The 11,646-nt window shown below is 67.9% G+C and carries 12 protein-coding genes; 6 read left to right on the top strand and 6 right to left on the bottom strand.

Features of this window, described 5'->3' with window-relative positions:
* Positions 1-20: 20 nt before the first annotated feature.
* Positions 21-272 carry an amphi-Trp domain-containing protein gene (locus ACFTSF_RS20745; protein ID WP_376026248.1) on the bottom strand — a complete coding sequence of 84 codons (252 nt, stop codon included), beginning with the start codon at positions 270-272 and terminating at the stop codon, positions 21-23.
* A gap of 73 nt (positions 273-345) precedes the next feature.
* Between ACFTSF_RS20745 and ACFTSF_RS20740 the strand changes: the two genes are divergently transcribed.
* The 3 genes from ACFTSF_RS20740 to ACFTSF_RS20730 are packed head-to-tail and all read left to right on the top strand — an operon-like array spanning position 346 to position 2,158.
* Complete coding sequence (locus tag ACFTSF_RS20740; RefSeq protein WP_344157592.1) at positions 346-672, top strand: metalloregulator ArsR/SmtB family transcription factor; 327 nt, start codon at positions 346-348, stop codon at positions 670-672.
* Complete coding sequence (locus ACFTSF_RS20735) at positions 669-1,469, top strand: VOC family protein (RefSeq protein ID WP_380155269.1); 801 nt, start codon at positions 669-671, stop codon at positions 1,467-1,469. Before ACFTSF_RS20740 ends, ACFTSF_RS20735 begins: the two co-directional genes overlap by 4 nt.
* Positions 1,466-2,158 carry a phosphotransferase gene (locus tag ACFTSF_RS20730; RefSeq protein ID WP_380155268.1) on the top strand — a complete coding sequence of 231 codons (693 nt, stop codon included), beginning with the start codon at positions 1,466-1,468 and terminating at the stop codon, positions 2,156-2,158. Before ACFTSF_RS20735 ends, ACFTSF_RS20730 begins: the two co-directional genes overlap by 4 nt.
* Here ACFTSF_RS20730 and ACFTSF_RS20725 read toward each other — a convergent pair.
* Genes ACFTSF_RS20725 through ACFTSF_RS20705 form a run of 5 tightly spaced genes read right to left on the bottom strand, consistent with a single transcriptional unit; the run spans position 2,129 to position 7,185 of the window.
* Positions 2,129-3,421, bottom strand: a complete 1,293-nt coding sequence (locus ACFTSF_RS20725; RefSeq protein WP_380155267.1) for a DUF58 domain-containing protein — start codon at positions 3,419-3,421, stop codon at positions 2,129-2,131. The two genes, ACFTSF_RS20730 and ACFTSF_RS20725, sit on opposite strands and share 30 nt — an antisense overlap.
* Positions 3,421-4,392 carry a MoxR family ATPase gene (locus tag ACFTSF_RS20720; protein WP_344157604.1) on the bottom strand — a complete coding sequence of 324 codons (972 nt, stop codon included), beginning with the start codon at positions 4,390-4,392 and terminating at the stop codon, positions 3,421-3,423. The genes ACFTSF_RS20725 and ACFTSF_RS20720 overlap by 1 nt, the downstream gene beginning before the upstream one ends.
* Positions 4,389-5,540, bottom strand: coding sequence for a DUF4350 domain-containing protein (locus ACFTSF_RS20715; RefSeq protein WP_380155266.1), 1,152 nt, complete (start codon positions 5,538-5,540; stop codon positions 4,389-4,391). The genes ACFTSF_RS20720 and ACFTSF_RS20715 overlap by 4 nt, the downstream gene beginning before the upstream one ends.
* Complete coding sequence (locus ACFTSF_RS20710; protein WP_380155265.1) at positions 5,537-6,172, bottom strand: DUF4129 domain-containing protein; 636 nt, start codon at positions 6,170-6,172, stop codon at positions 5,537-5,539. Before ACFTSF_RS20710 ends, ACFTSF_RS20715 begins: the two co-directional genes overlap by 4 nt.
* The gene (locus ACFTSF_RS20705) at positions 6,169-7,185 is read right to left on the bottom strand and encodes a hypothetical protein (RefSeq protein WP_380155264.1); all 1,017 of its coding nucleotides are present in this window, start codon (positions 7,183-7,185) and stop codon (positions 6,169-6,171) included. Before ACFTSF_RS20705 ends, ACFTSF_RS20710 begins: the two co-directional genes overlap by 4 nt.
* A gap of 212 nt (positions 7,186-7,397) precedes the next feature.
* Between ACFTSF_RS20705 and mtrA the strand changes: the two genes are divergently transcribed.
* From mtrA to ACFTSF_RS20690, 3 genes are all read left to right on the top strand, one after another.
* Positions 7,398-8,075: an MtrAB system response regulator MtrA gene (gene mtrA, locus ACFTSF_RS20700; protein ID WP_141859693.1), complete on the top strand. Its 678-nt coding sequence runs from the start codon at positions 7,398-7,400 to the stop codon at positions 8,073-8,075.
* Positions 8,076-8,164: 89 nt separating this feature from the next.
* Entirely contained in the window at positions 8,165-9,847 is a 1,683-nt protein-coding gene (mtrB, locus tag ACFTSF_RS20695) for an MtrAB system histidine kinase MtrB (RefSeq protein WP_344157617.1), read from the top strand.
* Complete coding sequence (locus ACFTSF_RS20690; RefSeq protein ID WP_380155263.1) at positions 9,844-11,625, top strand: LpqB family beta-propeller domain-containing protein; 1,782 nt, start codon at positions 9,844-9,846, stop codon at positions 11,623-11,625. The genes mtrB and ACFTSF_RS20690 overlap by 4 nt, the downstream gene beginning before the upstream one ends.
* The last annotated feature ends 21 nt before the right edge of the window (positions 11,626-11,646 follow it).

Genomic DNA, 11,646 nt, shown 5'->3' with positions numbered 1-11,646 from the left:
GGGCCCGGCAGGTCGTTGTCTCACACCTCGTCGTCGTCCTCGGGGTCCTCGTCCGCGTCGGCGAGTGCCCACTTCAGCTGGAACTCGACCTCTTCCTCGTCCTCGGAGCGCTCGTGCTCGACGCTGATCTGCGCGTTCTTCGGGACGGTGAAGCGCTCTCCGGCGATCTGGATCCGGAACGGCTTACCCGCCTCCAGGGCATCGGCCAGCCGACGGAGCTTGGCGGCGAACTCGGCGACCGTGTAGTCCTTCTCGACATCTCTCTCACTCATGGGGTCCATCCAACCAACTCCGAGGTTCTTTCAGCGGTTGACAATAGTTAACATCTGGTAGAACTATTGCAGGATGGTGGAAGATCAGGTCGACCGGTTCTTCGAGGTACTCGCCGATCCGACCCGGCGACAGGTTGTCCGGCTGCTCGGCGAAGGCCCTCAGCGGGCCGGTCAGCTGGCCGTCGCCACGGGCTCGTCGTCACCCGCGATGAGCCGGCACCTGCGGATCCTGCTCGAGGCCGGCCTGGTCGCCGACGAGCGCGTTCCCGACGACGCCCGCGTCCGCCTCTTCCGGCTGAACCCCGAACCGGTCGTCGCCGTCCAGGCCTGGCTCGACCAGGTCCAAGCGCACTGGCGCGACCAGCTCGGCGCCTTCAAACGACACGTGGAGAACTCATGACCGAACTGTCAGCGACAGCAACCGTCGAGGTTCCGGTCGACCCGGCGACCGCGTTCCGGATCTTCACCGAGGAGGTCGATCTGTGGTGGGTCCGCGGCCCCATCAACTTCTTCGACGCCGCCCGCGCCACCGCCATGCAGCTCGAACCAGGCGTCGGTGGCCGCTTCCTCGAGGTCTACTCGCTGCCCGACGACGTCCTCGTCCTCGGCACCATCACCGACTGGGAACCAGGCGTCCGCTTCGCCTACCGCAGTTCCGTCGACGACACCGAAACCGAGATCACCTTCGCCGCTGAGGGTGACGGCACCCGAGTCACCGTCGTACAAGCTCTCGTCACCGGTGGTTCCAAGGCCTTCTACTTCTGGAAGAACGTCATCCACTGGGTACCGCAGTGGATCGCCCGCCGCTCTGCCGCGCCCAGCACGCCCCGCGAGCTGGACCGCCTGGCTGTTGCCCTGTACTACGCAGATCCGGCAGCTGCGGCCCGCTGGCTCCACACCGTCTTCGGCCTCGACTCCTGGACCAGCATCCCCGCCGAAGGAACCACGCCGACGTGGATCGAGCTCAACGTAGGCGACTGCAGCCTCATCCTTTTCCCCCGCACCGACTCCCGCCCACCGCAGCACGACCACAGCACCTGGATCTACGTAGACGACCTCGACGCCCACTTCGCCCACACCCAGCAGTCCGGCGCCAAGATCCTCTCCGACATCCACCAACACGGCTACCGCTGCTACGAAACCGAAGACCTGGAAGGCCACCACTGGACCTTCGCCCAAGCCCGCCCCACCCAGTGAAACAAGGCCGAATCACCCCAGGCGTCATCCGAGTCAACAACACCGTACGACGTCCTGCGTCGCCCGGCACCGGTGATCTGCTGCAATTGCTCGAAGCCCGCGGTTTCACCGGCGCCCCGCGCTACCTAGGTCAGGACGACCAGGGCCGCGACATCCTCACCTACGTAGACGGATGGGTCCCAGACCGCTTCCAACGCTGGCAAAACAACCAACTAGTAGCCTTCGGCAACCTCCTCCGAGCCTTCCACGAAGCCACCCGCACAGGTCCCCACCAGGTGATCTGCCACCACGACCCAGGCCCCAACAACGCAGTCTTCCGCGACAACCTCCCCGTCGCCCTAATCGACTTCGACACCGCCGCCCCAGGCAGTCCCCTAGAAGACCTCGGCTACGCCGCCTGGACCTGGTGCATAGCCTCAAAACACAACGACCCAGACCGCCAAGCCGCCCAAGTCCGAGTCCTAGCCGACGCCTACAACGCCACCCCGCCACAACGTGCCGCCCTGGTCGACGCCGTCCTCGAACGCCAGTCCCGCAACGCCCACTTCTGGACCGAAACCACAGCCGCCGTCACACCCGAACAACGCGCAGACCGCATCACCTGGTCCCGCCAAGAACACACCTTCACCACAACCCACCGCCACACCTTCGAATCCCACCTACAGGCGGCCGGCTTTTTTGAGGGCTAGGTAGGTGTCGGCCAGGGCGGGGGCTATTTGGTCTGGGTTTTCGTCTACTACGGTGACGCCGGCTCGGGTGAGGACTGCGGTGACGCGATCTCGGTCGAGGCGGGTTCGGGCGGCGGATGCGGCGTTGTAGACGTCTATGAGGTCTGTGCGGGTGGATTCGAGTTCCGTCAGGCGGGGGTCGGCTACTGACGCCAGCACGATGACGTGGCGGCGGAGGAGCGGGCCGATGACGGGGAGCAGCGACTCTTCGATGACCGCGGGGTCCAGGCCGGTGAGTAGGACTACCAGGGACCGCTGGCCTAGGCGTTCCAGGACCTGTGAGACGACCACCCGGAAGTCGGTCTGCACGAGCTCGGCTTCGACGTTTGCCAAAGCGTTCACGAAGGACGGCAACACGTCCTCCGGCGCAGGTCGTCGTACGTCGGCTCGTACGGCGGAATCGCAAGCCAGCAAGGAAACGCGGTCACCAGCACGGGTGGCGAGAGCGGCGAGCAGCAGCGCCGCGTCCATGGCGTGATCGAGGCGAGGCGCATCACCGACGCGCCCGGCCGACATACGCCCGGAGTCGATGACGATGGCGACCTGGCGATCACGCTCGGGACGCCACGTGCGCAGTACGACGTTGCCTCGCCGAGCCGTCGCTCGCCAGTCGATACTGCGGACGTCGTCACCCGGCACATAGTCCCGCAGCGAGTCGAATTCCGTCCCCTGCCCACGCACGAGCAACGCCGTACGGCCATCCAGCTCACGCAGCCGCGCCAACCGCGACGGCAGGTGCTTGCGACTGTTGAATGGCGGCAGCGCCCGCACAGTCCACGGCACCTGATGCCCGCCCTGCCGACCAGCAAACCCGAGCGGACCGATCGATCGAATCGTCACCCGATCCGCATGGCGATCACCACGTCGTGTCGGCACCAGATGCGTCGTCAACCGGCGACGCTCACCATGAGGCAGGTCGAGCTTGTGTGGCGGATCCAGTACGCCGGCCGACGGCGGCCACGCGTCGCGCAGCAGCCCGCGGACCCGCCGGCCCGGATTGGTCACCAGCAACTGCACAACCGCCTGCTCACCAAGCCGTACGGCGGTATCACCCTCCCGACTGAGCTGCAGCCGCCGCGGCGACCCCGCCAGCAACAGGTCGACCAGGCACACCAAAAACACGACACCAATAACGACTCCGACACCAGACCAGCTCGGCATCACCAGGGCGACGAACACCACCCCGAGACCAGCCAGCAGCCCAGCCCTGCCCGTGAGAACCATCAGCGTGGCACTGGCACGGTCGCGAGGACACTCTCCAGCACCGCATCCGCGCTGACGCCTTCCAGCTCAGCCTCCGGCCGCACCTGCACCCGGTGCCGCAGGCAAGGACGCGCCATAGCCTTCACATCATCCGGAATCACGTAGTCCCGACCCGACAACCACGCCCACGCCCGCGACACCGCCAGCAGCGCAGTAGCACCACGCGGCGACACCCCGAGCTGCAGCGACGGCGACTGCCGCGTCGCCCGGCACAGGTCGACCACGTACGCCAGGACATCCTCCCGAACCGCAACCCGCCGTACGGCGTTCTGTCCGGCCAGCAAGTCCTCCGGCCCAGCCACCGGCCGCAGACCCGCCGCCTCGAGATCACGTGGGTCGAACCCCTGCGCATGCCGAGCCAGTACGGCGATCTCGGCGTCGCGCGGCGGGATGTCCAGCGTCACCTTCAGCAGGAACCGGTCCAGCTGCGCCTCCGGCAGTGGATAGGTCCCTTCGTACTCAATCGGGTTCTGCGTCGCAGCAACCACGAACGGCACCGGCAGCTTCCGCGACACCCCGTCGACAGTGACCTGCCGCTCCTCCATCGCCTCCAGCAGCGCGGCCTGCGTCTTCGGAGGCGTCCGGTTGATCTCGTCCGCCAGCATGATGTTGGTGAACACGGGACCCGGCCGGAACTCGAACTCACTCGTCTTCGCGTCGTACACCAGCGACCCGGTGACGTCACCCGGCATCAGGTCCGGAGTGAACTGCACCCGCTTGGTGTCCAGCCGCATCGCCATCGACAGCGCCCGCACCATCAGTGTCTTCGCCGTACCCGGGACGCCCTCGAGCAGGACGTGGCCACGGCAGAGAAGCGCCAGCACCAGCGCGGTGACCGCGGTCTCCTGACCGACAACGGCCTTCCCGATCTCGGTCCGCAGCGCCACCAGCGCCTGCCTGGCCTGGTCGGCGCTGACCTCAGTAGTGGTCACGGGTGTCGTACCTCCTGCATGAGTACATCTAGTACGTCGGACAAGTTCAACAGTGCGGCGTCGTCGAGAGGAGGCGTGCCGTACAGCGCTTCGTACAGCGTGTGCGGGTCCCACCCGGTCCGAGCGGCCAGTGTGGCAACCACTGCGCTCGGTTCGGCCCGTCGGGGGATGCCGTGCGCCTTGTGCAGTTTGCCGAGTGCCGACTCGCGCAGCGCCGCCGCAGCGCGGTCGCGTGCGCGAGACCGGCGGTAGAGCCGCGCCCGGCCCTCAGTGGTCTCGGCCGCATGCACAATCACCGGCAAGCGTTCCACCACCACAGGTCCCAGTCGACGCCCACGCCACAGCGCAACCACCAGTACGGCGAACGCCAGCGCCCAGGCGATGTAGCGGATGTCCGGCGGGACCAGCGGCGGCCCGCCGTCGCCCTTCTCGTCCACACCGTTGCTCTCAAACTGCGGCAGGTACCAGGTCAGTTCCTGGTGGGTGCCGATCAGGTTGAGTGCCAGTGCGGCGTTTCCGTCGTCCGCAAGTTCGCTGTTCGTGAAGGACCGCGACGTACCGATGACGTCGACGGTCTGGGAACCCGTCTCGATCCGGACCACGGTGTGGTTGATTCCATCGCCGTAACAAGTCTTGGCGCCCTGAGGCGCGGAGTACGTCGGCCCGCCGACCGTCACGGTCCCAGCCTTCACCGCGGCCACCAGGTCGCAGTCTGGCTCGCGGCTCTCAGAGCTGAGCCCCTGACTGGCGTTCTTCACACCCGGCGCCAGCACCGCCAGCTGACGAGCGCTGGGCCGCATCAGGATCAGGTGGCTCCAGCCGGCGTCCGCGATGCGCTGCCAGTCGGCTCGATCCAGCTGGCCGTTCGGCCCGATGAGCAGGGCCTTACCTGCACCTGGCTTCACAGCATCCGACAGCAGCTCAGTCCCGTTGACGTTCACCCCGTGGTTTTTCAGCAGGTTGGACAAAGCCCGTGCACCGTCCCGCTCGGTGGAGTCCGGGCTGAACGGTCCTGAAGTGCTTGCAGTGCTGAAGATCAGTACGACGATCGCCGCCAGCACGATGATGCCCGTGATGAGCATCGGTCGCCGCAGCACCCGGCAGCTCTCCGCGGCGCCCCGGCCGACCGGCACACTCGTGGCGGTCATCCACTCACCTTGACCCGCGCGACGCGTGCAGACTCGTCCGCCTTGACCACCACGGCGTACCGCTGCGGTGTACCCGGACGGTTGCCGTAGACAACCTCGGTGAAGGCCAGCGCGGCCGGCTGCAGCGAGTCGCGCAGCGTCGGGGCGATGCGTCCCGCATCCGCGACCACCTCGTACGCCGTCCGGCCAGCGCGGTCGTCGAGGATGGTCCGCTCGACCAGCTCGGCCACACAGGCCCGGAAGCGGCTGCGGATCGCGTGGGTGAAGTCGCCGGAGGCTGCTTCCTTCTCGGCCTGCGCCCGGTACTCCGCAGCGCTCCGCGGCCGGGACGTGTCGAACACGGACTGTTGCCGCTGGCCACGCTTGCTGGTCCGCAATACACCGGCCCGCCAGAGCACCACGACAACGATCAGAGCGATCAGCGCCACCAGCAGGATCAGCCCGAGGTGTCCGTTGGGGGAGGCGCCGGTGACGCTGTCCAGCAGATCGGCGATCCACTCCAGCATCTTGTTCACGGCACGCTCGATCAGCGAACCGCCCGACTGCCGGTAGGCGGACTTCGACAACTCCTCAGCCGCCTCACGGGCAGCCTGGTCGCGAGTGATGTCGACCGGCGGTTCGGCGAAGATCACGCGGTACCTCCCGAACGCAGGGCCGGACGCATCCACAGGTCGAGGCCCTCACGCCGTACGCGCAGGTCCAGGTAGACAAGAGCCTGTACGGCGGACATGAAGGCCAGACTGGCGATCAGAGTCATCACCGTCGCGATCCCGGCCGCCGCTCCGACCACTATGGCGATCAGAGTGCCGCCGCTGCTGTCACTGGCGTCGGCCCAGGAGCCGACCGTGACCACCAGCGTCGTAACACCGAACTGCAGGGCGTAGCTGACGATGTTCACGACCACACTCGCGAAGAGCAGGATGCCGAACACCCGCCAGAACTTGCCCTTCACCAGCTGCCAGGATCGCCGCAGTGCGCCGACAATCCCCACTCGGGACGGTATGTACAGCCCGATGTCCGGTGCGTGCTTGCCTTCCATCAGTACGACGGTCCCGGCCAGCACCAGCCGGACTCCGAAGATCAGCACGAGCAGTCCGCCCAGCAGCATCAGTGCGACGGCGACTCCGCCGGCCACCGCACCTGAGACTGCCGACTCCGCTCCAGCGCCGATCCCGAACACAGCCAGCAGCCAGCCACCGATCAGTACAAGGAACGACAGCGACTGCAGCAGCCCCACGGCCGCCAGTGCGGGCAGTGTGGGCCGGACCAGCCGCAGTAGCTCGCGGGCGCTGACCCGATGACCCAGCTGGCTGCGGACCGCGGCCAGGGCGATGATCCCGGCCAGCGTGCTGGACACGACCGCGAACAGCACCAGCTGAACGCCGTACGTCAGCAGCAAGGCCCCACCGGCCTGCTCGAACGGGTCACTGGCCCCGAAGAACCCAGTGATCCCACCCGGTACGGCGACCTCGGTCAGCGCGGCCTGGACGGCCAGCAGGGCGACCGCTGCGAGCACCGGGAGGCCGAGCATGATGGTCTTGTTGTCGGAGATGGTGCGGGCCGCGTTGTCCAGCAGATCGGCCGGCAGCCAGGGCCGCAGCGGCTCGGCCGCCGGGTCCTCGTGCAGCCTGATGTCGTCGCTCATGTCCGCCTCCCCTCCGCCTGTGGGTGCACCCCGAGTTGTCGCACAGCCGGGCCGTGCACCATGATCACAGCCCAAACCGGGGTCAATCGGCGATCCGGCGTGTGCACTACCCAGGGAATGGGACACTATCCGTAGTGCGTACGGACGGCATGCACCGGGCGCACGACGAGTCGGACGGCAAGGAGCAGCGCGTGGCAGATGGTAACCGGACGATGCGGGGACGCATTCTCATCGTCGACGACGACACCGCGTTGTCGGAGATGCTCAGCATCGTGCTGCGCAACGAGGGCTACGACACCTATCTGTGTGCGACCGGTGACAAAGCGGTACCGGCGTTCCGGGAGTTCAAACCGGACCTGCTGCTGCTCGACCTGATGCTGCCCGGGATGGACGGTATCGACGTCTGCCGGGCGATCCGGGCCGAGTCCGGCGTGCCGATCGTGATGCTGACCGCCAAGAGCGACACCGTCGACGTGGTGCTCGGCCTGGAGTCCGGGGCCGACGACTACGTGGTCAAGCCGTTCAAGCCCAAGGAGCTGGTGGCCCGGATCCGGGCCCGCCTGCGCCGGATGGACGAGCCGGGGCCGGAGTCGCTGACCATCGGCGACCTGACCATCGATGTCGCCGGCCACTCGGTGAAGCGGGCCGGGGAGACCATCCAGCTGACGCCGCTGGAGTTCGACCTGCTGGTCTGCCTGGCGTCCAAGCCCTGGCAGGTGTTCACCCGCGAGGTGCTGCTGGAGCAGGTCTGGGGCTACCGGCACGCGGCCGACACCCGCCTGGTCAACGTGCACGTCCAGCGACTGCGCTCCAAGATCGAGAAGGACCCTGAGCACCCGGAGATCGTCGTGACGGTCCGCGGTGTCGGTTACAAGGCTGGTGCGGACTGATCGAGTACGGACGCGACCAAGAGTCGCAGGCTGTCTCCGACCCTGTCGTACCGGCAGCGTCGGAGCAGTCGGCCCCGCCCGAGCAGGAGGTGGCCGAGCCGCGCGGCACGGAGCTGGAGCTGACGGCCGCCGCGGCTGAGTGGCATGCCTACCCACAACCGCTCTGGCGGACGCACCCGAAGTACTGGCCGGACATCTGGCGGCGCTCCATCCAGGCCCGGATCGTCACCGGCACGCTGCTGATGTCGACCGTGGTTCTGCTGCTGGTCGGCTGGGTGATGATGAGTCAGGTCACCGACGGTGTCCTGGAGTCCCGTCGGCTCAGTGCGCAGGCCGAGGCGTTCGCCCAGCTGGCCTCGCTGACGCGCAACATCAACGCGGCCGACTCGACCGCCGTCAACCAGCAGCTGTCCCAACTGGTCCTCGGCTCGAACCGCCCGGGCCTGTACGACGTCGTGCTGTCCCCGATCGGCAACAGCGGCTCGAACGCGACCCGCCGTACCGGACTGGTCGAGAGCGACTCGGTGCCGCAGGTCCTGCAGTCGTCGGTGAACAGCAACGACAGCAAGCTCTGGGACACCTACACCGTCATCAAGTACACCGACGGCCGGACCGCACCGGGACTGGTGATCGGCTCCCAGCTGCGGGTCGACAGCACCCGCGACAAGTACGCGGTCTACTTCCTCTTCCCGCTCACTGCGCAGCAGGAGACGCTGGACGTCGTACAGCGGGCGCTGGTCACGGCCGGCCTGCTTCTGGTCGTTCTGCTCGGCGCAGTGGCCTGGCTGGTCACCCGACAGGTGGTCACACCGGTCCGGATGGCCCGGCGGATCGCTGAGCGGCTCGCGGCCGGCAAGCTCGAGGAGCGGATGCAGGTCCGAGGCACCGACGACTTGGCCCGGCTGGCGGTCTCGTTCAACAAGATGGCCAGCAACCTGCAGCGCCAGATCCGCCGCCTGGAGGACCTGTCCCGGCTGCAGCGCCGGTTCGTCTCCGACGTGTCGCACGAGCTGCGGACGCCGCTGACCACGGTCCGGATGGCGGCTGACCTCCTGCACGAGAATCGCGACGAGTTCGACCCGATGGCCCGCCGCTCGGTGGAGCTGTTGCAGAACGAGCTCAACCGGTTCGAGGAGCTGCTCGCCGACCTGCTGGAGATCAGCAGGTTCGACGCCGGTGCGGCCGCGCTCGACCTGGAGGACGTGGACCTGCGCGACATCGTCAGCCGCGTGCTGGAGAACCACGAGACGCTACTGGAGCGCAAGGGCTGCGAGGTGCAGCTGGACATGCCGGAGCCGTGCCGTGCACAGGTCGATGCGCGCCGGATCGAGCGCATCCTGCGGAACCTGATCGGCAACGCGATCGAGCACAGTGAAGGCCTACCGATCCTGATCAGCACCGCGTACGACGACGATGCGGCGGCTGTCGCGGTCCGGGATCACGGTGTCGGCTTCCGCGCCGAGGAGGCCGAGATGGTGTTCAGCCGGTTCTGGCGGGCCGACCCGGCCCGTGCCCGGACCACCGGCGGTACCGGACTCGGCCTGTCGATCGCACTGGAGGACGCCCGCCTGCACGGCGGTCGTCTGGACGCCTGGGGCTCACCGGGGGAGGGCGCGTACTTCCGCCTGACGATTCCGCGCCGCCCGGACGTCGCACTGGCCGGCTCACCGCTTCCGGCGCGCCCGGCCGACGCCGTACGGGTGATCACGGAGAAGTCGCTGGTGGACGTCGGAGCGCCGTACCAGAAGCTGACCGGTGGTGAGGAGCAGTGAGGCGCCGCCTGCTCGCCGTGCTGCTGGCCGGCACGCTGCTGGTGACCGGCTGTGCGACGGTGCCGACGAAGGGCACGATCCGCAACAGCGACCGCAAGGGCCTGGCTGCGGACTCCGGCGGTGTCAATGTCGAGGCGAAGCCGCCGCGCGAGAACGCTGACCGGGACGACATCGTGAACGGCTTCCTGGAGGCGATGTCGGACTCCCGGCGCTCCTTCGACCAGGCGCGGCTGTACATGACCCCGCAGGCGGCGGCGAAGTGGAAGCCCGAGGTCCGGACCGTCGTCTACGACCAGGGCGCCGCCCCGCCGGCGGCGAAGGGCGACGACTACCAACTGACCGCGCGGAAGATCGCCACCATCGACGACCGGGGTGAGTGGCTCCCGGCCGGACCGAAGGAGCAGGCCGACTTCCTCTTCAAGATGATCAAGGTGAACGGCCAGTGGCGGGTCGACTCGGTACCGCCGGGTGTGCTGCTGAACGCCAACCAGGTCCAGGCCAAGCTGGCGCCGCGCGAGCTGTTCTTCTTCGCCCGGGACCGGGAGACCCTGATCCCCGATCCGGTCTACCTGCCGCAGAACAACCTGTCCGCCGGCCAGGCCGCGACCCAGCTGATCCAGGAGCTGCTGAAAGGGCCGACCAAGCGGCTCGGCAACGGTGCCGTCTCGATCGCGCCACCGGGAACCGCAGTGGTGGTCTCCGTCCCGGTCGAGCTCGGTGAGGCGACCGTGGCGCTGAACGACGCCGCCGGGCAACTGGTGGACGAGGACCGGCGCAAGCTGGCGGCGCAGATCGTCTGGACGCTCAACCAGATCAGTCTGAAGGCCAAGATCACCGTCAACGGCGCTCCGCTGCTGTCGGACAACACGGGCGTCATCCAGTTCTCGTCCGTGAGTGGGTACGACCCGGGAGCGCCCACACCCGGGTCGACGGTCCTCTACGGCCTGCTCGGTGGGAAGGTGCACCGGGTCGAGGGGCTCGACGGCGCCTCCGACCAGGCCGCCCGGGCACTCAACTCGAGCCAGCTCTACGCGTACGACGCGAAGTCGTTCGCCGTGAATCTGCGCGGCGACTCCGGGGCGATCGTCACCACGGAGGACGGGAAGCGGGTGGTCGCCTACGCGAAGCTCGTCGACGCGGAGAACGGCCAGGGTGACAAGGTCAAGACGATCGGCGTCGAGGGCCGGACACTGCGCCCCAGCTACGACAACGCCGACAACCTGTGGATCCTGGACCGGGCCGACAGTTCGGCGCCGCGACTCCGGGTCCGGACCAGGGACGGCGACGTCCAGAACGTCCCCGTCGACTTCCACGGGGACGTGCCGCAGGTGCTGCGGATGGCGCCTGACGGCGTCCGGGCGCTGCTGGTGCTGAAGTCTGCCAAGACCCGCAAGAACACCGTTCAGACCGCTACCGTGCGGCCTGCGGACAACGGCAAGGGGCTCGTCCTCGACCAGTTGCGTGACCTCCAGGTCCCACTGAACGACATCACCGACGCGGCCTGGTCCAAGAAGGTCATCCTGGTGGCCGGCAAGCCTGACGGCAGCCCTACCGCGCAGCCCTGGCTGGTGAACACGGACGGCTCGACCCCGCAGCCGCTGCCCGGCGGCAGCCCCATCTTCGGGATCGAGAACGTCGCCTCCAACGCGAACCCGGAAACCCTGCCGGTCTTCGAGGACCCCGAGGGCAAGATCCACTGGCAGGGCCGCGACCTGGCCTGGGTCACCCCCAACGACGACAAACTCGGCGACGGCCTGATCCCGACGTACCCCGGCTGATCTCCCGGGTTATCCACAGGC

The organism is Kribbella sp. NPDC056951 (assembly GCF_042674205.1).
In the GTDB taxonomy this organism is placed as follows: domain Bacteria; phylum Actinomycetota; class Actinomycetes; order Propionibacteriales; family Kribbellaceae; genus Kribbella; species Kribbella yunnanensis.
The sequence above is the reverse complement of the archived record's forward strand: the minus strand, read 5'-3'. Positions and strand labels throughout refer to the sequence as shown.